Genomic DNA, 21,878 nt, shown 5'->3' with positions numbered 1-21,878 from the left:
TCACCGCATCGGAAGGAGCGCTGTGACGAGTTCGCACCCCGCCGCGGACGCCGAGGTCGCCTACGTCCGTCTGCTGGCCGGGCACGGTCAGTTGGCGGCCGTGGCGCGGGCCGCGTCACCGGCGGAGCGCCGGCGGCTGACCGCCGGCGCGTGGTCGGTGGCCTGGCCGCTGGTCTTCGCCCGCGTCACCCGGCCGGTCGAACACCGGCGCGGCCACTTCGTCTGCGCGGCGGCCGTGCCGCAGTTGGCCGACGACTGCCTCGACGGCTTCCACGATGACGTGGAGGCGGTCGTGGAGGATCTCCTGACGCACGCGGTGGCGCCGATCCGGAGCGTGGAGGCGTGGATGACGCGACGGCTGACCGCTGTCACAGTCGACGCGCACCGACGGCGCCGGGGGCGGCGGGGAGCGCTGCAACGTCCGCGCGTCCCCGGCTGGCTGGCCGACGCGCTCGGCTACGACGCCTGGCTGATGGAACTCGCCGTCGAGATCCTCAACTGGGTGGGTGTCACCGCCAGCGCCGGTGCCGATGTGTGGCCGCTGCAGAGCTGGGCGGCCCGGCGTGTCGCCGCGACCGGCGACTGGGTGGGAAGCGACCCGGCGGCGGTGGTGCGCGAGGTCGAGGAGGTGCTCGCGGCGATGCGGCGCCGCCCGGCCTGGTTCGCCATGTACGTCGAGCGGCCGATGGGCGCCAAGCCGGCCCCGGTGGCGGCGACGCCGGTGGGCGAGAGCGCGGACCACGCCCCGCCGACGACCAGCGGCGAGATCGACGAGGTGAGACTGCGAGCGCTCGCCGCGGCCGTCATCGAGGCACTCGACGAGGCGCTGGGCCGGGGCGTCGATCCGGACGAGGCCGTCGTGCGGATCGTCACCGCGGTGTTCGGGGAGGGCACCGGGGGAGACGAACTGGACCGCGCGCCGGGATCGGCGCCCGCCTTCGACGAGCGGGTCTCAGCGAGACTCGCCGACCCCGCCGTCGTTGCCCGGGTGGTCGCGGCCGTCCAGCAGATCGTCCGTGGCCCCGAGCGCTGACTCCACAGCCCGGCGGCGCTCGTCGAGGTCGGCGGCCAGCCCGTCGGTGGGGACACCGTCGGCCGCGGCGGCGCGCACGGCAGCGCGAAGCTCCTCCTCCACGAGGCGTTGGAGCTTCGCGCTCTGCTCCGGCGAGAGTCTCACCCGCACCGCCGGCCGGCCGGTTGAATGATCACGAGACGATTCCGCACCGCGAAGGTGTCGATCACGTTCGCGGCCCGCGACTGTCGCACGTCCGTCCGCCCGGCTGTCCGCGCCGCACCGGCCGTCCTCGTCGTCATCGGCGGCCCACCTCCGTCCCGCCGGGCTCTCGCCGGCGTACCCCTTCCTGACGGACCGCCCGCCAGGACGGACGGGTGTGGGTGGCGGTGGGCTGGTGGCAGTGGTCGATGCCGCACGCGGGGGAACAGGCGGCGCGGGAAGGCAGGCAAGTGCCTCTCCGCGCCGCCGTCAACGCAGGTCAGTGCGACTCCACGTCGGCCACCCCCCGGTTGTGTGGGAATCCCCTTCGGCCACATCCCGGCCGCTGATCGGAATCAGATCGGGAAAGCGGCGTGCGGAATCCGACCGAAACCGGAATCGGCAGGGGGCGGCGACGCGGTCGTCAGCCGGCCGGCGTCCTCGTCAGGCTCGCACCGCCAGGGTGGTGCTGGCGGCCACCCAGCAGTGCTCCACGAAGCTCTTCTCCGGCAGGTCGACGATGACGGGTGTGAAGTCGCCCGGCAGCGGCGGTTCGGCGGCGTGCACGATCACGTCCTTGAAGAGCACGTCCGGGACGCCCAGCACGAAGTCGGCCGCCGCGTTGTCGCGCAACGCCGCTCGCAGCGGAGGGCTGTCGAGAAGGCGGTGCACGGCGATTGTCGACGAGCCCACCCACCCGTTGCACGCCGGTTTGACCAGACCTCGGTGCAGCGCCAACCGCAGGCGCAGCCGGGCTTCCGGCGCGGCGATCGCGTTCACCTCGCACAGGGCGGCGCCGAGCTCCTCGACCAGGCGTGGAATGACCACCGACTCGTCGATGCCGGAGGGCAGCACCGTGAACTGGCCGTCACCGTGTGCCTGGGGCGCCACCGCGGAGTCGGCGATGCCCGCGGCGCGACGGGCCCGGGCGAGAACGTCGACGAGGAGACTCTGGATCCGTTCGGTCTCGGCGTTGGTCCGGCTGCTGTAACCCGACACGTCGGCGGCCATGCAGAGCCGCACCGCCGCTGAGCCGGCCACGTCGGCCGGCCCGGCGGTGACCTGGATCGACTCGCTGAAGGCGATCGAGTCACGCAGGTCGGCGTGCAGGACCGTGGACGTCCGTGTCGACACGTCCACGTGCATGTCGATCGTGCCGTGAAGCTCCGCGAGGTCCGCGGGGACTTCGATCAGCGCGTGCACGGCGTACGACCGGGGCAACAGGAGGACGCCGCGCGGGTCCTCGTACGTCCAGCGGAACCGGTGCTGGTGCAGGCCGAGCGTCCACGCCCGGGGGACGCCCCATCGGTTGAGCAGACGGCGGAGCCAGTCCGGCCGGGCCCGGGCGGCGGTGACCGTGTGCGCGGCGGTCGTGGAGGCCGGGGCCGGGCCGGCGTCGTCGAAGGTCAGCCCCACCGCGCCGCCGTCACCGTCGAGCCGCACCGCCACGGCGCGCCGGTCGGTCAGCTCGACCTCGAACCGGACCGCCTGATAGCGCTCGCCGTCGGCGAGATCGCCGAGGTCGAAGGCGAAGATGGCGCCCACGTACCGGTAGCCGGCGTCGGCACGCCGCCGCAGGGCCGGCGGCAGGTCCGCAGCCGGCACCGGGTAGATCACCGGGCGTCCGCAGCGGACCCCGTCGCCGACCACCCGGACCTCCCGGTCGTCGGCGGAGCGCCCGGACGCGGACACGAGTTCGCGTCCGGCTAGGACATCGGACGGGTGCAGCAGGTCGATGGCGTCCGCCGTCATGGTGTCTCCCTGGCCGGTGCTCGGGTTGCCTGTAGCGATAGCTGACGGACACGCCGGCCGGATGCGGTCGCCGGGATGCGTGACTCGTCCATCGCGTCGAGCACAGGGCGCGCGATCATCCACGAACGTCGCCGCCGGATCCGGCCCGCGAACCCGGCGGCGTACGCCGTTCTTACCGCTCTCTTACGAGACAGCACGCGGGCGTACCCGAAGCGTCACGGGGCGCGATGCTGAGGGCCGGCTGTCAACGCAGGAAGAGGGGCCACCATGGGATCACTGGCACGGTACGGGCTGTCCGCGGCGACGGTCTCCACACTGGCGGCAGGCGTGCTGCTCCCGCCGGTCACGCCTGTCGCAGCCGCGACGCCCTCGACGTGGACGGCGACGGTCCCGGCGCTGATTCACGAGAGCCGGCTCACCGACGTGGCCGCCACCGGCCCGAACAACGCCTGGTCCGTCGGCTACCAGGCGTCGACCTACACGGGGTACTCGATCGACGAGCCGTACGCGCTGCTGCGGTGGAACGGGCGGACGTGGACGGAACGACGGCTGCCGCACGCCGCATACGTGTTGTACAAGGTGGACGCGGCGAACGCCCGGGACGTCTGGACGGTGGGCATCGGGCGCCGCGGTGAGGCGTACGCCGGGCACTTCGACGGCGAGACCTGGACGGCGCACGCGCCGTGGACGGCACCGGCCGGGACCTCGGAGCTGCTGGACGTGGCCGCCGCCGCTGGCGGGCGGGCCGTGCTCGTCGGTCACGACGGCGGCCGGCCGCTCGTCGTCGAGGGTGACGCCCGTCGCTTCGACCGCGTCGCGGTGCCGGGGACTGAGGGAATCGACGGCGTCCTGCGGGCGGTCTCACGCACCCAGGACGGCAGCGTGTTCGCCGCCGGTGAACGGTACGTCGCCGACGCGCCCTACCCGGAGCCGATGATCGCGCAGCGCGTCGGCGGGTCGTGGCGGGTGGCATCGCTGCCGCCGATCCCGAGCGCCCGGCTCACCGGTGTGTGGGCCCGCTCGTCGACCGACGCCTGGGCGGTCGGCACCCAGGACTTCGACTCCACCCCCAAGCCGGTCATCCTGCACTGGGACGGCCGGACGTGGCAGCGGGTGGCCGGACCGGCACCCGCCGGTTGGGTGTACGCCGTCGCCGGTGACGCGAACGGCGACGTCTGGATCAGTGGCACGAATCCGGTCCCGCCGTACGTCGAGTACCCGGGCACGCTGTTGCTGCGCTACACCGGCGGCCGATGGAGCGTCGCGTACGGGCCGAAGGTGGACGGCAACGACCCGAGCCTGGACGCCCTCGCAAACATCCCGGGGACCTCGTCGTTCTGGGGGAGCGGCACGGTGTCGACAGCCGGGCTCCGCCTCACCGCCGTGATCGAGCGGACCAGGTGAGGGCGGGGGCCTGAGCGCGGCACGGCTCACGCCCCGCCACCCTGGCGTCCGCCGGAATGACTACCGCCCGGAGGCCAGCACCGAACGGGTCAGCGCGGTCAGCCCGGCATCCCAGCGCTCGTCGGGCCAGTCGCGAAGATGCTCCACGAGATCGCTGCGCACCGCGGCCAGCAAGGCGTGCGCGAGGAACTCCGCCGACTCGGGGCCCCGGGCCTCGGACACGATGGCGCTCAGCGTCGCGTGCCACTCCTCGTACGACTCGTTGCGATAGGGGCTTCCGCTTCCCGCGTTCTCCAGGGCCAGCGTGAGGACCCGGTTGGCCCGTTTGAACCGGACCAGTTCCCGCAGCAGGCGCAGGGCCCGGTCCGCCGGCGAGTCGCCGGGCAGGCTCGCCGCGAGTGACGCCTGAAGCTGTTCGCCGCGTGCGCCGTAGAGGGCGCGGATGAGGCCCAGCCGGTCTCGGAAGTGGCGGAACAGCGTGCCCTTGCCCACGCCGGCGGCAGCGGCGACGTCGTCCATGGAGATCCGGTCGGGGTCGGTCGCCGCCTCGAACAGCCGGTCGGCCGCGGCGAGCACCGCCTCCCGATTCCGCGCCGCGTCAGCCCGCACTCCTGCCCCCTCTCGCAAACGGACCGCCAGTCCGCTATGGTGAAGCGGACCGGCCGTCCGCTTATCGTAGATCACCGCGGGCGGCCCGCGACAGGAAGGAACAGCAGTGCCGAGTACCGCCACCGATGTGTTCCACCAGGCCCTGGATCTTCTGCTCGGAAAGGACATGCCGGGCTTCATCGCCCTGTTCGCCGACGACGCCGTCATGGAGTTCCCGTTCGCGCCGGCCGGGCGGCCCAGCCGGGTGGCCGGCCGAGCCGAGCTGCACGACTACCTCATCGACTACCCGCGGACCCTGGACATCCGCGAGATCGCCGACGTCACCGTGCACCAGACCGCGGACCCGGAGGTGATCGTCGCCGAGTTCACCGCCACCGGCGTCGTCGTCGCCACGGGCGAGCCGTACCGGCTGCGGTACATCGCCGTCCTCACCATCAGGGCCGGGCGGATCGTGCGCTACCGCGACTACTGGAACCCGCTGGCCGTGCGGGAACTGTTCGGCGAGGGGGTGCGGGCATGATCCTCGTCGTCGGAGGCACGGGAACGACGGGCCGGCTCGTCGCCGCGAGACTCGCCGCCGCCGGCCGCCGGGCCCGCGTCGCCAGCCGCCGGGCGTCCGCCGAGGGCGTCCGCTTCGATTGGTACGACCGCAGCACGCACGCCACGGCGCTGGACGGTGTGACAGGGCTCTACCTGATCGCGCCCCTCGGCGACGCCGACCCGGCGCCGACCATGCTGCCGTTCCTGGACCTGGCCCGGCACGCCCGGGTACGGCGGGCCGTCCTGCTCAGCTCGTCGGCGATCGAGGCCGGCACGCCGGGACTGGGCGAGGTACAGGCCCAGCTCGGCGAGATGATCCCCGAGTGGGCGGTGCTGCGACCGTCCTGGTTCATGGAGAACTTCGTCGGCGACCATCCGCACGCCGCGAGCGCCCGGGAGCGTGGCGAGATCGTCAGCGCCACCGACGACGCCCGCGTGGGCTTCGTCGATCCGGCCGACATCGCCGAGGTGGCGGTGCGTGCCCTCACCGACCCGGCGCCCCACGACACCGAGCACGTCATCACCGGTCCCGAGCGGCTGAGCTACGCCGACGTCGCCGCCACGCTCACCGACCTCCTCGGTCACCCGGTCCGGCACCGTGCGGTCGACGAGGACGCGCTCACCGCGTACCACGAGGCTCACGGCCTCGCGCCCGACTACGCCCGCTTCCTCGCGGGCCTGGACACGGCCGTCGCCGCGGGCTCGGAGGACCGGGTCACGACGACCGTCGCGGACGTGACCGGCCGGCCGGCCCGGACGTTCCGGGACTTCTGCCGCGACCGGCTGGCCGGGGCCCCGCGGGCCGCGGACGCCTCGCCAGCCTGAGAACGACGCCCGGCCGGCGTCAGGACGGGTTCGGTTCGGTCCTGCTCGCGTCGGACAGCGGCGTGGACGAGGCCCTGCCGGGGGCCGGCTCGGCCCGGACGGCCAGGGAACTGTCGTGCGACGGGCTGCCGGGATCGGTGGTGTAGACGAACAGCGTCTGGTCCGGGTCGCCGGGCAGGGCGAGCGCCTCGTAGTGAAGAGTGATCGGCCCGACCGCCGGATGGCTCATCCGCTTCGAGGCGAGCACGTCCGTGCGGCGGCCGAGGATGAACGCGGGGTGTTCGGTCATCGAGGCGAGCAGTTGGTGCATCGCCGGGCGTACCCGTTGGGCCGGCATCTGCCGGCTGCTGCGCCTCGCCGGCCACGCGAGGCCGGCGAGGTGGGCGCGGGCGGCGGCGTCGAGCTGGACGGAGGAACCGCCCGACGTCGACGGCGCCTGACTGCTTCGTCGGCGGGTCGCGCGCTGCCGCGTAGCCGGACAGCTCGGCGTCGATCCGGTGTTGTCGGAGCCCGTGGCTATCCTTTCGCGGTGTCGTACGCCGATCTCACTTCCGCGCAGTGGAACGACCTCTCCGACAGCGCTGCCGGCCGGCTGGCCCAGGACATCGCCGGCCGGCACGAGTTGACAGTGGCCGGTGTGGAGAACAGGGCGTACGCGGGGCGGTCGCACCGCACGGCGCTGTTCGACCGCGGCGGGATGCGGTTCGCTCTCGTCCCCGGCGGCCGGTCGACGCTCGGCTACGACGCGGCCCGGTTCCGTCCCGCCGCGCACCAGGCCGCCGACTACGCCGACAGCGCCGCCGAGTTCGGCCTTCCGTCGCTGACGGAGTACGTGGACGCGATGACGTCGCCCGTCCGCGACCTCGACATGCCGGCGATGCTGGTCGCGGTGGACGCCTTCGACCCGTGCGAGGTTCCGCTGGCGCCGGACGACCCTCGCGTGCGGGAGCTGGTCTCGTCGGCCGGGGGCCGGTTCGGCGGGGTGCGCACCTTCCGGTCGGGTGACGGGCTGGCCGTGGAATTCGACCGGGCCGGGCAGGTGGTGCGCGCCCGGGCGATCCGCGAGGTCTCGTACGACGACGCGATGGCCGGGCTGGCCGACCTCGGCCTGCGGACGACCACTCCGGACGAGTGGGAGTGGGCGTGTGGCGCCGGCGCGGCGACGCTGTTCCGCTGGGGTGACGACTGCCCCGGCGACGGCTACCCGTACGACCACAGGACCGGCCCGCACCGGCAGGACAACCTCTGGGGTCTGGCGATCGGGCAGGACCCATACCGGCACGAGGCGACGACCGAGCGCACCGTCGTGTGCGGTGGGGACGGCGGCGGTGCCACCTGCGGCGGCAGCGGTTTCTTCCTGGGCTGGCTCACCCTGGCGACCGCGTACCGCGACGAGGATTTCGGCCAGTGGGTCGCCTCCGACGACGGATACGCCGACGAGATCCTGACCCGGCCCGTCATCGAGCTGGGCTGAGGCCCGGATGGACGCCAGGACCGGCGAACCCTCCGGCGCGGCAGGCGATGACTGATCGTCCGCTGCTGTTCCTGGACGTCGACGGGACGCTTCTGCCCTTCGGCGGCTCCGCCGGGCCGCCGGAGGACGGCGCCAACCCACTGCTGGCCGGTCTGGACGCCGGCCTTGGCCGGCGGCTCGCCGCGTTGCCGTGCGATCTCGTGTGGGCCACGACCTGGATGCACGACGCCAACGAGGTGCTCGCGCCGCGGCTCGGGCTGCCTCCGCTGCCGGTCGTCGACTGGCCGGACGACGAGGACGACGGCGGTCGGCTGCACTGGAAGACACGGCGGCTCGTCGAGTGGGCCGCCGGACGCCGGTTCGTCTGGCTGGACGACGAGATCACCGACGCCGACCGGAGGTGGGTGGCCGGGAACCACGGCGCGCCGGCGCTCCTGCACCGCGTCGATGCCCGCCGCGGCCTCACCGACGCGGACCACCGACTCGTCGCGCGATGGCTGAGGGGATAGGACCTGGTGTCAGCGTCCGCGCGCCCCTAAGCGACCCGGTCGCGTGGCAACGCCCGGGTGGGCAGCACCAGGACCTTCCCGTCCTCCTTCTCGACGAGGCCGATCTCGACATCGGGCAGATCCGACACGGACACGGTCTCCTCGGCCGCGAGCTGACGCAGGCGACCCGGCCAGGCGAGCAGGTTGTTCACCTCGCCCTGGGTCAGCAGGCGATCGGTGAAGCTCTTGGTGGGTGCCCGCAGCCGCAGGTCCGCGAGGGCGCCGAGGAGCGCGTGCAGTTCGTCCTGGAGTTCGTCCACGCTCCGCTGCTCGTCCTGCAACATCGCGGTGAAGCGGCGAAAACTGAGCTCGGGCGACTTCTGGGCGTGCTCGACGGCTTGCAGCACCGCGACCCGTCGCTTCGTCGCGATGGCCAGTGACGCCAGCCGGAGCTCGACGCGGAAGGCGCCGTCGGGCTTGTCGATCCCGGGGAAGACCTTGATGAGGTCGGCGACCTCCACCCCGTCGGATGAGAACGCCGCGACCTTCGCCCGCCATGCGCCCGCCCTGCGTCGGGCCGCGGCGATGGCGGTGTCGACCGTGTGTACGGCCGCGTCCAGGCCGAGAGAATGTCCCGCCTCACCCTTGTCGAGCAGGAGCGCGGTCGCCCGTTCGACGGCCGCCGTCGCGCCGTGGAGGCGGTCGCGTTCCGCGTCGAGGTTCTCGGCGGTCAGCTCCTCGAGAAGCTCGGTGACCCTCTCCATGGCCTTACGACGCTGCTCTTCGGCGTACACGCCCCCGTGACGCCCGGCCGGGACGCGTCGGCCGCCACCGGCACGAAGGTGGCCTTCTGCACGATGCCCGTCCTGCCGAGGATATCGCCATGGATGCCACCCGCGACGGCCTTGGACGGCATGGACCGGACGAGACCGTCACCGAGCTGCGAGGCCACCGACCTCGGCACGACCATGCGGTACAGCGTCTCCGTCGACCCTGCGGCGGCCGTCGCCGCGGACCCGGCATTCGGCGTCTTCAGCAGCCGCCGGAGCTCCATCGCGAGCGGCGACGCGGCGTCGAGGAGCCGTCCGCCTCGGATGTCCGTCGCCGGCGGAAGCGGGTACGCCTCCACCGTGACGAGCGGCGTGTCGAGGAACGCGGCGAGCGCCTGCCGCAGCCCGGCCAACCGCTCCGGTGACATGCCCTTGTGGTCCACGGGAAGCTCCGCCGCCCGCGAGATCTTCCCGGGCTCCGTCGCCAGGGTCCACACCGGCACCTGCTGATGGTCCGTCACGCCGTTCCGCCGTTCCTAGTCGTGGCGAGCGCCATGAGACTAGCCAGTGCGTCGCTGATCGGCAGACCCGTGTCTGCCACCGGACACGGCCTGTCATGCTCGAAACGATGACCACCGAGCGCCCCCGCGGCTCCCGCCTCCCGCGCGTCCTGCTGATCGTCGGCGTCCTCGTTGCGCTCGCCGCCGTCGCGGCGGTCGTGGTGCCGCTGGTGCGGCCGCCCGGCCCCCGACCGGACTTCCAGCTCCCGGTGGCGTGCGGTGAGACGTGGCGGCTGTCCACCTATCCGGGGCACGACGACTACGACGTCGACTTCTTCCCGACAGCGGGGGAGGCGTGGGGGCGGCCGGTGCTCGCCTCCGCCGACGGCACCGTCACCGTCGCGGGGATCAACGGCTCGCTGGGTGGCCGTACCCCGCAGGACCCGGACGGGCCGCGCGGGCGGGGCGGCGGCTACTGGGTCAAGATCGACCATGGTGGCAAGTGGGAGACGCAGTACCTGCACCTGCTCGAACCGCCGTCGGTGCGGGCCGGTCAGCGGGTGGCCCGGGGCGACCAGCTCGGACGGGTCGGCAGCACCGGGAACTCCGGAGCCCCGCACCTGCACTACGAGCAGCGCCGGGGCTGGGAGAAGGTGGAGGCTCACTTCGACGGCGTGCCGTCCGGGATCACGTCCGACGACCGCGAGTACTCGGTGCGGCTGACGAGCGCGAACTGCGCGCCGCCGCGCCCGTGATCGGGTCGGTCAGTCCCACCTCGACGTCAGTGCCGGGAACCGGCGGGGAGGCGGCCGGCTCGCACCGCCGGCCTGCCCGGACAGCGTACGCAGGCGACTGTCGGCCGGTGCGTCGAGGTCACGGACGTACCACGGTGACGCCACTGCCGGTTACCATCCCGAGTCATGGCGAGATACGTCGCTCTGCTGCGTGCGGTGAACATCGGTGGCGCCAGTTCCATGGCGATGGCGGAGCTGAAGGAGGTCTTCGTCTCCTGCGGCTTCGACCAGGTGGCGACCTACCTCCAGAGCGGCAACGTGGTGTTCGGCTGTCCGGAGACCGACGAGGCCGCGATCCTCGCCGAGATCGGCCGGGCCATCGAGCGGCGGTGGGGCCGGGACGTGCCCGTGCTCCTGCGCAGCCTGGCCGAGCTGGACGCGATGATCGCCGCGAATCCGTACGCCGCCGGGCAGACCGATCTGACGAAGTTGCTGGTGACGATGCTCAGCAGCGATCCCGGCGCGGACAAGCAGGCGGCGCTCGCGTCCCCGCCCGGCGAGACCGGGACGCTGACGCTCGTCGGCCGGGACGTGTTCGTGCACGTGCCCGACGGGTACGGGCGCAGCAAGATCGGCAACGCCTTCGTGGAGAAGAAGACGGGGATGGTCGGGACGACACGCAACTGGCGCTCGGTGCTGAAGTTGCGGGAGATGGCGGCGGCCTGACCCGGCGTCGGACACGAGGGTCGTCGTCGAGGTGACTGTGCAGTTCCGGGTGCTGGGTCCGCCGGAGGTCGTCCGCGACGGGCGGGTGGCGCCGCTCGGCGGGCCGAAGCAGCGAGCCCTGCTGGCCCTGTTCCTGCTGCGCCCGAACCGGTTCGTCGCCGCCGACTGGCTGGTCGACGCGCTCTGGGACGGACGGCCGCCGGCCAGCGCCCAGACGACGCTGCGCACGTACGTCGCCGGGCTGCGCCGGGCCGTGGAACCGCAACGGTCCCACCGCGAGCCGGCGCGCGTCCTGCGCGGTCACCCCGGGGGGTACGAACTGCGGGTGGACGCCGACGCCCTGGACGCGGTCCGGTTCGGCGCCCTGGTGGACCGGGCGGCGGAGGCGCTCGCGGCCGGGCGGCCGGCGGACGCCGAGCGGATCTACACCGAGGCGCTGGCGTTGTGGCGTGGTGAGCCGCTGGCGGGCGTTGCCGACCTGGCGGCGGTGCGCCCGGAGGCGGCCCGGCTGGCCGAGCTGCGGTCCAGCGCCGAGGAGGGGCGGTTGACAGCCGCCGTCGCGGCCGGCCGGCACGCGACGCTGCTGCCGGAGCTGCGCCGGTTCATGTCGGCGAACCCGCTGCGTGAGGGCGCCCGGGCGCAGTTGATGCTGGCGTTGTACCGGTCGGGACGGCAGACCGAGGCGCTCGCCGTCTTCGACGAGGGACGCCGGATCCTGGCCGGCGAGTACGGGCTCGACCCCGGCGAGCAGATCCGCGCGGCGCACCGGTTGATCCTGGCGCAGACCGTACCGGCGGAGCCCGCCGTACCGCAGGACCCCGGCACCGCGGCCGGAGCCGGCGGCCGGGCGGCGGCCGGACGTCCGGCCGGGGTGGCGCCGGAGCGGGACGGCGGGCCGCTCGTGGGGCGGGACGCGGAGCTCGAACTGCTGCGGGAGACGCTGGACGCGGCGACCGGGCAGGGCGGGCGGGTGCTCGCGCTGGTGGGGGAGGCCGGCATCGGGAAGACCAGCCTCGCCGCGGCGCTCGGCGCGCGGGCCGCCGCGACCGGCGTCCCGGTGGTCTGGGGTCGCTGTCCGGACGTCGGGCAGGCACCGCCGTTCTGGCTGTGGAGCCAGGTGGTACGCGCGCTGACGGCGATGTCGCGGACCCACGCCGCCGGCTCGGCGCACCGGCTGGACGGGTTCGCCGCCGGCTCGCCGGCCGGGCCGGCAGACAGTCACGGTCTGGACCCCACGGCACGGTTCCAGGTGTACGAGGCGGTGGCCGACCTGGTGCACGCGGCGGCCCGGGAACGCGGGCTGCTCGTCGTGCTGGACGACCTGCACGCCGCCGACCCGGACTCGTTGCTGTTGCTGCGGTTCCTCGCCACCGCCCTGCCGGCGTCGCGGGCGCTGGTGGTCGCCACGCTGCGCCCGTACGACGACGATCCGGCCCTAATGGCGACGGTCGCCGAGCTGGCGCGCGGACGCGGCTTCGGTCAGGCCCGGCTCGCCGGGCTGGACGCCGCGGCGGTCGCCGACCTGGTCCGGGACCGCACCGGCGTGGCGCCGCCGGAGCCGCAGGTGACCCGGCTCGTGACCCGCACCGGCGGGAACCCGTTCTTCCTCACCGAGCTGCTACGGTCCCGGGCCGACGCGGGCGCCGACGCGGAGCTGCCGCCGAGCATCCGGGACACGGTGCGGCTGCGGCTGGCCGGGCTGCCCGCTTCCACCCGGCGTTGCCTCGACCTGCTCAGCGTCGCCGGACACGACCTGGACCTGGCGGTGCTGGCGGCGGCGCTGGACCGCACGGCCGAGGCGGTCGCCGAGGACCTCGCCCCGGCGTACCCGGCCGCGCTTGTCGTCGAGACCGGTCCGGGCGCGCTCGCGTTCCGTCATCCGCTGATCGCCGAGGTCACCCACGCCGAGATGGTCCCGCCGCGCCGGGCCGCGCTGCACGCCCGGCTGGCCGCCGCGTACGAGCGGACCGCCGGCACCGCACCGGCGGAGCTGGCCCACCACTACGGCGAGGCGATCGGGCTCGGCCACGGCGAGGACCACCTGCGGTGGTCACTGCGTGCCGCCGACGACGCCACCCGGCGGGTCGCCTACGAGGACGCGCTCGGCCACCTCGGACGGGCCGCGCTCCGCCTGGCCCCGGCCGCGCCGGTGTCGCCCGACGCGGCAGCCACCGAGCTGACCGTCCAGTTGCACCGCGCGTCCCTGCTCCAGATGACAGTGGGCGTCGGCAGCGACGCTGTCGACCGGGTCTGCGCCCGCGCCCGTGAGCTGCTGACACTCGTGGGCCCGGACGCGGACATCGGGCCCGCGCTCTGGGCGCTCGGCGAACTGGCCGCCAACCGGGCCGAGTACGCGATCTGCGCCGACCTCGCCGGGCGGCTCGTGCGGGCACCCGACGACGGCAGCGGGCTGATCGCCGTGGCCGGGGAGTACCTGCTGGGCGCCGTCGGCTACTTCACCGGCCGGCAGGCCGAGGGCGAGCGGCGGCTCACCGCCGGGATCGAGCGGCTGCGTGCCGTCGACCGGGCGCTGCTGCGCCGCGAGGCCGGCCGCCGGCCGGTGCTGGCCTGCCACAACTTCCGGGCGCTCGTCCGCTCGATGCGCGGCGACCCGGCCGGCGCGTGGGCCGACATCGCCGCCGCCGAGGCCCTCGCCGAGGAGCTCGACGACCCGTACGGCCGGGCGAACGCGGCGCTCTACGCGGCCTGGCTGGCGATGCAGGAACACGACGTCGCGGCGGCCGACGCGGCGGGACGGCGGTGCCGGGACATCGGCCGGGCCACCGGACTGCCGCACATGACCGCCACCGGCGCGTACTTCCTGGAGTGGGCCGCGGCGCGCGGCGGCGACCACGGCCGGCTCGACGCGATGCGCGCCGCCGCCGACGAGTTCTACCGGCCCGGACTGCGCTCGACCCGGACCATCACGCTCTGCGCGATGGCCGAGGCGTACCTGACCGCCGGCCGTCCGGACACCGCGGCGACGCTGGCCGGGGAGGCGCTGGCGGTGGCGGACCGGGTCGGCGAGCGCGTCTACGTGGCCGAGCTGCACCGGATCCGCGGCGCGGCCCGGCGCGACCGCGCGGAGTGGGACCTCGGCGCCCGGATCGCCGCCGACCAGGGCGCCGGGCTGTTGCTGCCCCGGTTCACCGGCTTCTGACCGGTGTGGAGGCCCGCCTCCACGCCTTCTCCACGCCCCTTCCACGCCGGGCTGGTGCCCTGGTCGGTGTCGGGTAGGGCGGCCGGAGCCGTCCCGGGGCACGTTTCGAAGGGGCACCACTGATGGGATCAGTTCAGCCGGAGGTCGAGGTCGCCGTGATCGGCTGCGGGCCGGTGGGTGCGCTCACCGCCAACCTGCTCGGCGCGCGCGGCGTCACCACGCTGGTCGTGGAGCGCAGCGCCACGCCGCACGGCCAGCCGCGGGCCTTCTCCTGCGACGACGAGGCGTTGCGCGTCTACCAGCAGGCGGGCCTGCTCGACGAGGTACGCGACTCCACGATCGCGCCGCCGCTCGTCGAGTACGTCAACCGCGCGGGCCGCACCTTCGCCCGGATGAAGCTGTCCGAGACGGACTTCGGGTACGGGCACGCGCCGCTGCGCTTCTTCGACCAGCCGCGACTGGAACGGACGCTGCGCGCCGGGCTGGACCGCTTCCCGCACGTCCAGCTCGCGCTCGGCACCGAACTGGTCGGCCTGGCCCAGGACGAGGACGGCGTGACGGTGCTGCTGTCCGACGTGGGCACCGGGCAGCGGCTGGCGGTCCGCGCCCGCTACGTGCTCGGCTGCGACGGTGCCCGCAGTGCCACCCGCGCCGCCGTCCGGATCCCGTTGTCCGGGGCGAGCTACGCCGAGCCGTGGCTGGCCGTCTCCGGCGACGTGCCGCCCGAGGCGGTACGGGTGCCGGACACCACGTTCGTCTGCGACTGGCAGCGCCCGGCGTTCGTGTCGCCCGGCGCGGCCGGCAGCTACCGGATGGAGTTCATGCTGCGCCCGGGTGAGACCGAGGCGCGGATGCGGCGGCCGGAGACCGTAGCCGCGCTCGTGTCCCCGTACGTCGACCCGGATCGGTTCGCCGTCACCCGCGCGGTGGTCTACACCTTCCACCACCTCATCGCCCAGCGGTGGCGGGAGGGGCGGGTGTTCCTGCTCGGCGACGCCGCCCACCAGATGCCCCCGTTCATGGGCCAGGGCCTGTGCAGCGGCCTGCGCGACGCGGCGAACCTGTCGTGGAAGCTGTCGCTGGTGCTGTCCGGCGCCGCCGATCCCGCGGTGCTCGACACGTACGAGACGGAGCGGCGCCCGCACACGGTGGAGATGGCGCAGACGAGCGTCCGGCTGGGACGCGTCTTCCTGGCCCGCAACCGGGTCACCGCCGGGGTGCGCGACGTCGCGCTGCGGGCGGTCCAGACGATCCCCCAGGTACGGCGGTTCGTCGAGCGGTTCGAGTTCAAGCCGGTGCCGGCGTACCGGCGGGGCCTGATGGCCGGCGGGCGGCGCGACGGCGTGGTCGGCACGATGTTCCCCCAGCCGCGCGTGCTCATCCCGGGCGTGCCCGGCGAGTGCCTGCTCGACGAGGCGCTCGGCGACGGCTTCGTCGTGCTCGGCGCCGCCGGAGTGGACGCTCCGCTCGGAGCGTGGCGGCCGGGGCTGCCGGTGCGGTTCGTCGCGGTCCACCCGTCCGGCACGCCGCTCGCCGGCCTGCCGGGCTCGTCCGGCGACCTGCCGGATCCGCTTTCCGGCCCTCCCGTGGCCGGTGGGCCGGACCGGGTCGACGTGGTGGACGCCGACGGGGTGCTCGGCGGGTGGCTGCGGCGGCACGGCGCCGACCTGGTGGTGCTACGGCCGGACCGGTTCGTGTTCGCCCTGGTCACGGCCGGCGGTGCCGAGCGGGCCGCACGGGTCCTGTCGGCCGCTCTCGGCGTACCGCCGGACGGAGACCGGGCCCGGGCGGAGACGTCGGGGCTCGGGGCGGCACCGGGTTCGTGACCTGACGCCCGGAGGCAGTGCCTGACGCGCCTATCATCGTTCACTGTGGACGGCACGGAGGTCGACCAGCTGACTGTCGACGGTGTGGGTTCGATAGCGCACCTGCTGCCGAAGTCACGCGGCCGATGTGGCATCTACGAGCTGACCTTCGCCGACGGCGAGCGGTACGTGGGGCAGGCCGTCGACGTGGTGGCGCGGTTCGGCATGCACCGCCGGAAGTGGCACGACATCGTCGAGATCGCCTTCCGGCGCGTACCCCGCGATCGACTCGACGACGACGAGCGGGAGCAGATCCGCAGGCGGGAGTCGGCCGGGGTGCGGCTGCGCAACGTCGTGCACACCGCCGGCCGGCTCGGCGCCGCCGAACTGGACCGGGTCCTGCTCCCGCCGCGGCAGCAACGCTGGCTGGCCGGCCACGAGCCCTGTCCGATCCCCCTCGCGCTCGGCGAGGGGGACCCACCGAGCCGGGATCCCCGGCGTGCCGAGGGCGACCTGGAGCTGAGGCGGTGGGGTGGGGGCGGGAGTGCTCATGACGTCCTCCGGTGGACGTGAGTGCCTTGCCGAGATCCGTTCACGAGCGTAGGAAGAAACCCACCGTCCGATGTCGAAGGAGACGCGCGTGCGCACACCCCGACGGCTCCGTCTCGCCGTGTCCGCGCTGGTGACCGCGTCGGCCGTGCTGCTCGGCTCCGGTGCCGCCGCGGCACCGTCCGCGCCTCCCGCGACGGCCGGGCAGCGGCCCTGCGACCCGATCGACCCGGCGGCCTGCCTGCTGCCGTTCCCCAACGACTACTTCACAGTGCCGGACCGCAGCACCCCGACCGGCAAGCGGGTCCGGTTCGCGGCCTCCGCGATGCCCGCCAACGTGCTCGGAGTGCCGATCGACCCGGCCGAGTGGAACCGGCAGGACGGATTCAGCCCCGGCTCGCCGATCCTGGCGCGCGTACCCGGTCTCGACGCCGCGCGGACCCGGATCGCGCCGGTCACCGACGTCGCGCGATCGCTCGCGCCGGACGCGCCGATCGTGCTGCTCGACGCGCGCACCGGCAGGCGTACGCCGTACTGGGCCGAACTGGACGCGCACGCCGCCGGCAGCCCGGACCGGCAGGCGCTGATCATCCGGCCGGCGGTCGCGCTGACCGAGGGCACGAGGTACGTCGTCGGCCTGCGCGGCATGCGAGACGGCGACGGCGCGCTCATCCCGGCACCGAAGGCGTTCCGGAAGTACGTGACCGGCTCCGGCCTGGACCGGCGTGACCCGCGCGCGCCGCAGATGAAGCGGATCCTCGCGGACCTGAACCGGGCCGGCGTCAAGCGGCACAGCCTCTACCTGGCCTGGGACTTCACCGTGGCCAGCCGGCAGGGGCTGACCGGGCGGATGCTGGCGGTCCGGGACGGCGCGTTCGCCGCGCTCGGCCGCCGCTCGCCCACGTTCACCGTCTCGCAGGTCACCGACTACACGCCGGAGCAGGACCCGCTGATCGCCCGGCAGGTCACCGGCACCGTCGCCGTGCCGTCCTACCTGACCGGCGACGGCGGGCCGGGCTCCCGGCTGCACTACGGGCCGGTCGGCGGCGACGGCACCCCGCCGACACGCGACGCGCTGCCCACACCGTCCGGCACGACGGTGGCTGCCGACTTCGTCTGCAACATCCCGCGCAGCGCGTCCGCCACGAGACCCGCACACCTCTCGCTCTACGGCCACGGCCTGCTCGGCCGCCCGACCGAGATCAACGCCGCGAATGTCAAGACCATGTCGCAGACGTACGACTTCACCTTCTGCGCGACGAGCTGGATCGGCATGGCCGCCGCCGACGTCCCGTACGTCGCCGGGGCCTTCACCGACCTCAGTGCCTTCCCCGCGGTGGCCGACCGGCTCCAGCAGAGCTTCCTGAACTTCCTCTTCCTGGGCCGGACGATGATCCACCGCAACGGGTTCGCCGCCCACCCGGCGTTCCGCGACGCCGCCGGTCGGCCGCTGATCGACGTGGCCGGCGGACTGCACTACGACGGCAACAGCCAGGGCGGCATCAACGGCGGCGCGCTCACCGCCATCGCCCAGGACTGGACCCGCTCGGTGCTCGGCGTGCCCGCGATGAACTACTCCACGCTGCTGCAACGCAGCGTCGACTTCGCCCCGTTCCAGACGGTCATGGACGGCTACTACCCGGACCGGATCGACCAGCAGCTCATCTTCGGCCTGCTGCAGATGCTGTGGGACCGGTCCGAGGCCAACGGGTACGCCCAGCACATGACCGACCGGCCGCTGCCGCGTACCCCGGCGCACCGGGTGCTGATGCACGTGGCGTTCGGCGACCACCAGGTGTCGACCGCCGCGGCGGAGGTGCAGGCGCGCACCATCGGCGCCCGCCTGCACGCCCCGGCGCTCGCCGACGGCTGGTCACCGGACGTGCGGCCGTTCTGGGGCATCGCGCCGATCCGCAGGTACCCGTACGCCGGCTCGGCGATGGTGGTCTGGAACAGCGGAGCCGCGTACGCGCCGCCGACGACGAACCTCGCGCCCGCCGGACCGGAGTACGGCGAGGACTCGCACGAGTTCCCCCGCGCCCAGCCCGGCGCCCAGCGGCAGAAGGCGGTGTTCCTGCTCACCGGCAAGGTGATCGACGTCTGCGGGGGCGGGCCCTGCCCGTGACGTAGCGGCCGCTCGCTGCCGGCGCCGCGCCGCCCGGCACATCAGCCTCCTAGGACGCCTTGGCGGGTGTGCCGGGAATCATGCCCCCGTGTAGGCGAACGCGGCCCAGTACCTCGGATCGACGTAGGGACGGTCGTCCGCCCGGCCCGGCGGCTCGACATCGGGCAGCAGGGCGGCCAGGTCGGTCCGCGTCGCGGTACGGAGCCACCGCTGGGCACGGCTGAGCGCCTCGGCAGGCTCGCAGCCCTCCTGGCACCACAGCCGGTAGAACGTGACCATCAGGTAGGTGGTGGCGAGATCGTCGACCGACCAGGCGGTCGCGATCACCCCGGCGAACCCGATCTGGATCAGGGCCGAGGGCAGGCCGACAGTCTCGTTGGGCAGCGCCGATCCACTGCGGTTGGTCTGACAGGCGGACAGCACCGCCAGGCGGCGGCGGCTCGGCTTCAAGGTCCGGCGTAGTTCCTCGAGCGTGACCTGCCGGTCCGCGAAGTACAGCCTGCTGTCCATGATCGAGTCAGGGTCGACGCTGCCGTGGCAGGCGATGTGCCACACGGTGTGTCTGTCGGCTGCGGCCTGGAACTCCGCCCAGGTGCAGCCGTGCCGTGGCGACGTCGGCCTGCCGTTCCATCTGCGGGTGATCTCGGCGGTCTCCCGGCCGACATACCGAAGGTGTTCGCCGAGGCTCGTGCCGTGCCCGTCGGGCACGTCGATGGCGAGCAGTGTCTGCTCCGGGCCGGCGAGTTGCCGGGCAGTGCTGCGGCATCGTCGCAGGCTCCGGACGTTCGGCGCGTACCGGATCGCCGAAAACTGCCCGACGTGACGCCATTCGGTGTCCTCGTCACCAGGGATGCCGGGCATTCCGGCGGCATGCAGCGGCAGGAGGCTCAGGAGGCCCACGGGCACCAGCGTGACCACCCGTCCCCTCGCACTCCACAGGACGACGTTCATCAGCCCTGCCTCCCAGAGGGTGCGAAGCGCCGCGGCAGTCCGGTCGACGCCCGTCGCTCCGAGCGGTTCGATGTCGCGGAGCCCGGGCAGGAGCGGGCTCGTGCTCAAGGAGACGGTTCGACCGGATGCCGTCGGGGTACCGGCCGCCACGTCACGGACCAGCTCGGTGACCGTGGCGCGGTCCAGTTCGGGCAGGTCGACGTACTGCGGGTCGTGGCGTGCGGCGACCACGAGCGCGTACCCGCCGGCCTTCGCGGCGCCGAGGTAGACCAAAGCGCCGTCTTCGGTCTCGGCGGTGATCGTGTCGTAGTCGGCGAAGAGGGCGAGTGGGTCCGTTCCGGTCACCTCCGCGACACGCCCGGCGACGTCACGGAGGTGCGACCACGACTGCCGTAGATCGGGGGAGGAGAGGCGCGTCCGATCGTCGAAGTCCTCGACGGCATGCCGGTACTCCTCCGCGAGGTCCGCCCGGCCGGCCGCTCCGAGGCGCTGGAGCACCGCCGCGTCGTCCCGGCCGATCACCTCGGTCAGTCCCACGGCCCGGCCGGTCTCCAGCGCGAGCACCGCCTCCCGGTAACGTCCGGTTCGCGCCAGCCAGTATCCGGCCTCCTCGGCGTACTCCTGCGCGGCGGCGAGAACCCGCTGCTTCGCGCGCGCTCCGTATCGCGTGACGGCGTCCTGGGAGGCCAGATCCACCAGGTACTGGTACGCCTCGGCGGCGTACCCGGCATCACCAGTGCCGACGGCCCACTCCGCCCACGCCACCGCCAGCCGGGCCCGCGCGGCGATGGTCCCGGTGGCGTCCATCGACTCGCGCCACGCCCGGTGGCGGCGCTCGTCGTTCGGTACGCCGGCCAGCGCGTCCCGGGCGGACAGCGCCTCTTGGAGCAGCAGGCGATCGTCCGCGTCCGGGCGGCGCCAGGGGCGGCAGCGGCCACGGACCAGGCGCACCGCTTCGCGTATGTCGCCGGCGGACGCGGCCCCGGACGACGCGGCCCGTCGCAACAGCAGCCTGGCGAGCGCGGCATCCGCGGCAGTGGCACGACGCCACCACCGCGAGCCCGCGGCCCGGCCTGACCGGCACCATCTGATGCCCTCGTCGAGTCGATGTGGATGGCTGGCCGCCGCGACCAGGCCGAGGGTGGCGAGGATCTGGGGCCGCAACGCCCGGGAGAGCCTGTCCTGCGCCTGCCAGCCGCTCGTCAGTTCCACGACCGCCGCGCGGAGGTTCCCGTTCAGCACGTGACGGCGGCCCCGCAGCAGAGACAGCAGACCACGGCTGGAACCGGTGAGGTCGAGCCGGTCGATCAACTGATCGAGCGGCGCGGTGTCGTCGTGGGTCTCCGCCATGGCGAGGGCCGCCTCGGCGACAGCGAGGACGCGCCCCTCGTCCGACAGGGCAACGGTGGCGAGGTCCGGCACGTCGCCCGTCGGGGCGGGCCCTCCCCGGAGGACGCGCGGTGCCAGGACGGCCGGCATACCCGCCACGAGAACGGAGGCCGACCTGTTCCGCCCCAGAGCGGCGCGAGTGTGGTGCAGCGCCCGCATCTCGGCGATCTTCCGGAAGGCGGCGTTATGCGCGGGCAGCAGGACGCCGGAGATGCGGTCCGCGACGTCGCGCAGCGCTGCGAAGAGTGCGTTCTCCTGCGGGTGGCCGATCGAGGATTCGCGCTTCAAAACCATCAGGCACATGGATACGTAGGCGCGGGCCATCGTCCGTGTCAGGTTGTCCTCGTCCACGTTCCGCGTGTCGATGAACGGATGGCAGCTCAGCAGGTCCTCTATCGCCAGGTCGAGGTCGTCGAACGCGCTGGCGACGCGGACCAGGTCCTCCAGCCTCCCCAGCCAGAGGTTGAAGTCGCCGGTGCTCTGCCACTGCCGCGGCCGGGTCTGACGGTGCGCCGTCCACGCCCGGTGAGCCTCGGCCGGGCTGCCCCGCAGGTGTGCGTCCTTGTACGCCCACACATCCCGGGCGGCCTCGGCCATCCGCCGCCGGTCGTCGTCCGGGCTGTCCAGGTCGTGCCTGATCCGTTGTCCCCTGGCCTCGTGCGCCCACGGCTCCTCGAAGGTCGCATCGGTCGGCCTTCCGCACGTCGGACACGGGTGCGGCCACGACCGGGGCGCCGGGACGTCGCTCGTCCAGCAGCCGTCGTTGCGGCACTCCCAGCCCCGCACTGCCGCCTCGGGTGGCGCCAGGTATCCGTAGGAGGTAGGTGGCGGGCGTCGAACCAACGCGGTGACCGTCCTCGTGTG

General features: G+C 73.8%; 18 protein-coding genes. 12 read left to right on the top strand and 6 right to left on the bottom strand.

What is annotated here, in order from left to right:
• Positions 1-22: 22 nt before the first annotated feature.
• Positions 23-1,033 carry a hypothetical protein gene (locus tag AB0B20_RS04190; RefSeq protein WP_357387225.1) on the top strand — a complete coding sequence of 337 codons (1,011 nt, stop codon included), beginning with the start codon at positions 23-25 and terminating at the stop codon, positions 1,031-1,033.
• 624 nt (positions 1,034-1,657) lie between these two features.
• Here AB0B20_RS04190 and AB0B20_RS04185 read toward each other — a convergent pair.
• Positions 1,658-2,965: a hypothetical protein gene (locus AB0B20_RS04185; RefSeq protein WP_357387223.1), complete on the bottom strand. Its 1,308-nt coding sequence runs from the start codon at positions 2,963-2,965 to the stop codon at positions 1,658-1,660.
• Between the two features lie 267 nt (positions 2,966-3,232).
• Here AB0B20_RS04185 and AB0B20_RS04180 point away from each other — a divergent pair, with 267 nt between their 5' ends.
• On the top strand, positions 3,233-4,369 hold the full coding sequence (locus AB0B20_RS04180; RefSeq protein ID WP_357467982.1) for a hypothetical protein: 1,137 nt from the start codon (positions 3,233-3,235) through the stop codon (positions 4,367-4,369).
• Between the two features lie 60 nt (positions 4,370-4,429).
• On the opposite strand, the gene AB0B20_RS04175 is transcribed toward AB0B20_RS04180, so the two are convergent.
• Positions 4,430-4,978, bottom strand: coding sequence for a helix-turn-helix domain-containing protein (locus tag AB0B20_RS04175; RefSeq protein WP_357387219.1), 549 nt, complete (start codon positions 4,976-4,978; stop codon positions 4,430-4,432).
• 106 nt (positions 4,979-5,084) lie between these two features.
• On the opposite strand from AB0B20_RS04175, the gene AB0B20_RS04170 reads away from it, so the two are divergent.
• Both AB0B20_RS04170 and AB0B20_RS04165 read left to right on the top strand, forming a co-directional pair.
• Positions 5,085-5,498, top strand: a complete 414-nt coding sequence (locus AB0B20_RS04170; RefSeq protein WP_357467979.1) for a nuclear transport factor 2 family protein — start codon at positions 5,085-5,087, stop codon at positions 5,496-5,498.
• Positions 5,495-6,343: an ergot alkaloid biosynthesis protein gene (locus AB0B20_RS04165; protein ID WP_357387215.1), complete on the top strand. Its 849-nt coding sequence runs from the start codon at positions 5,495-5,497 to the stop codon at positions 6,341-6,343. The genes AB0B20_RS04170 and AB0B20_RS04165 overlap by 4 nt, the downstream gene beginning before the upstream one ends.
• Before the next feature lie 19 nt (positions 6,344-6,362).
• Here AB0B20_RS04165 and AB0B20_RS04160 read toward each other — a convergent pair whose 3' ends face one another.
• Entirely contained in the window at positions 6,363-6,680 is a 318-nt protein-coding gene (locus tag AB0B20_RS04160) for a hypothetical protein (RefSeq protein WP_357387213.1), read from the bottom strand.
• 192 nt (positions 6,681-6,872) lie between these two features.
• On the opposite strand from AB0B20_RS04160, the gene AB0B20_RS04155 reads away from it, so the two are divergent.
• Positions 6,873-7,817 carry a hypothetical protein gene (locus AB0B20_RS04155; protein WP_357467976.1) on the top strand — a complete coding sequence of 315 codons (945 nt, stop codon included), beginning with the start codon at positions 6,873-6,875 and terminating at the stop codon, positions 7,815-7,817.
• A 47-nt stretch (positions 7,818-7,864) separates the two neighbouring features.
• Positions 7,865-8,326 (top strand): HAD domain-containing protein, encoded by a 462-nt coding sequence (locus tag AB0B20_RS04150; RefSeq protein ID WP_357467973.1) that lies wholly within the window; start codon positions 7,865-7,867, stop codon positions 8,324-8,326.
• Between the two features lie 26 nt (positions 8,327-8,352).
• Here the strand turns inward: AB0B20_RS04150 and AB0B20_RS04145 are convergent, their stop codons facing one another.
• A complete protein-coding gene (locus AB0B20_RS04145; protein WP_357467970.1) occupies positions 8,353-9,069 on the bottom strand; it encodes a hypothetical protein in 717 nt (238 codons plus the stop codon).
• On the bottom strand, positions 9,036-9,572 hold the full coding sequence (locus AB0B20_RS04140) for a hypothetical protein (protein WP_357467967.1): 537 nt from the start codon (positions 9,570-9,572) through the stop codon (positions 9,036-9,038). Before AB0B20_RS04140 ends, AB0B20_RS04145 begins: the two co-directional genes overlap by 34 nt.
• A gap of 131 nt (positions 9,573-9,703) precedes the next feature.
• Between AB0B20_RS04140 and AB0B20_RS04135 the strand changes: the two genes are divergently transcribed.
• From AB0B20_RS04135 to AB0B20_RS04110, 6 genes are all read left to right on the top strand, one after another.
• The gene (locus AB0B20_RS04135; RefSeq protein WP_357387206.1) at positions 9,704-10,330 is read left to right on the top strand and encodes a M23 family metallopeptidase; all 627 of its coding nucleotides are present in this window, start codon (positions 9,704-9,706) and stop codon (positions 10,328-10,330) included.
• A gap of 165 nt (positions 10,331-10,495) precedes the next feature.
• A complete protein-coding gene (locus AB0B20_RS04130) occupies positions 10,496-11,035 on the top strand; it encodes a DUF1697 domain-containing protein (RefSeq protein WP_357467964.1) in 540 nt (179 codons plus the stop codon).
• A 31-nt stretch (positions 11,036-11,066) separates the two neighbouring features.
• Positions 11,067-14,195: a BTAD domain-containing putative transcriptional regulator gene (locus AB0B20_RS04125; protein WP_357467961.1), complete on the top strand. Its 3,129-nt coding sequence runs from the start codon at positions 11,067-11,069 to the stop codon at positions 14,193-14,195.
• Positions 14,196-14,317: 122 nt separating this feature from the next.
• Positions 14,318-16,021 carry a bifunctional 3-(3-hydroxy-phenyl)propionate/3-hydroxycinnamic acid hydroxylase gene (locus AB0B20_RS04120; RefSeq protein WP_357467957.1) on the top strand — a complete coding sequence of 568 codons (1,704 nt, stop codon included), beginning with the start codon at positions 14,318-14,320 and terminating at the stop codon, positions 16,019-16,021.
• Positions 16,022-16,066: 45 nt separating this feature from the next.
• Positions 16,067-16,573 (top strand): GIY-YIG nuclease family protein, encoded by a 507-nt coding sequence (locus tag AB0B20_RS04115; protein ID WP_357467954.1) that lies wholly within the window; start codon positions 16,067-16,069, stop codon positions 16,571-16,573.
• A 67-nt stretch (positions 16,574-16,640) separates the two neighbouring features.
• Positions 16,641-18,674, top strand: coding sequence for a hypothetical protein (locus AB0B20_RS04110; RefSeq protein WP_357467951.1), 2,034 nt, complete (start codon positions 16,641-16,643; stop codon positions 18,672-18,674).
• Positions 18,675-18,752: 78 nt separating this feature from the next.
• Here AB0B20_RS04110 and AB0B20_RS04105 read toward each other — a convergent pair whose 3' ends face one another.
• Positions 18,753-21,611, bottom strand: a complete 2,859-nt coding sequence (locus AB0B20_RS04105) for a CHAT domain-containing protein (protein WP_357467948.1) — start codon at positions 21,609-21,611, stop codon at positions 18,753-18,755.
• Between the last annotated feature and the right edge of the window lie 267 nt (positions 21,612-21,878).

It is taken from the genome of Micromonospora sp. NPDC049151, assembly GCF_040648395.1.
Lineage (GTDB): Bacteria > Actinomycetota > Actinomycetes > Mycobacteriales > Micromonosporaceae > Micromonospora.
The sequence above is the reverse complement of the archived record's forward strand: the minus strand, read 5'-3'. Positions and strand labels throughout refer to the sequence as shown.

Excerpts from the sequence above, each read along its gene's own strand:
- AB0B20_RS04185 (WP_357387223.1), bottom strand. The coding sequence starts at position 2,965 with ATGACGGCGGACGCCATCGACCTGCTGCACCCGTCCGATGTCCTAGCC.
- AB0B20_RS04180 (WP_357467982.1), top strand. The coding sequence starts at position 3,233 with ATGGGATCACTGGCACGGTACGGGCTGTCCGCGGCGACGGTCTCCACA.
- AB0B20_RS04165 (WP_357387215.1), top strand. The coding sequence starts at position 5,495 with ATGATCCTCGTCGTCGGAGGCACGGGAACGACGGGCCGGCTCGTCGCC.
- AB0B20_RS04160 (WP_357387213.1), bottom strand. The coding sequence starts at position 6,680 with ATGCCGGCCCAACGGGTACGCCCGGCGATGCACCAACTGCTCGCCTCG.
- AB0B20_RS04150 (WP_357467973.1), top strand. The coding sequence starts at position 7,865 with ATGACTGATCGTCCGCTGCTGTTCCTGGACGTCGACGGGACGCTTCTG.
- AB0B20_RS04145 (WP_357467970.1), bottom strand. The coding sequence starts at position 9,069 with ATGGAGAGGGTCACCGAGCTTCTCGAGGAGCTGACCGCCGAGAACCTC.
- AB0B20_RS04135 (WP_357387206.1), top strand. The coding sequence starts at position 9,704 with ATGACCACCGAGCGCCCCCGCGGCTCCCGCCTCCCGCGCGTCCTGCTG.
- AB0B20_RS04130 (WP_357467964.1), top strand. The coding sequence starts at position 10,496 with ATGGCGAGATACGTCGCTCTGCTGCGTGCGGTGAACATCGGTGGCGCC.
- AB0B20_RS04120 (WP_357467957.1), top strand. The coding sequence starts at position 14,318 with ATGGGATCAGTTCAGCCGGAGGTCGAGGTCGCCGTGATCGGCTGCGGG.
- AB0B20_RS04105 (WP_357467948.1), bottom strand. The coding sequence starts at position 21,611 with ATGGCCGAGGCCGCCCGGGATGTGTGGGCGTACAAGGACGCACACCTG.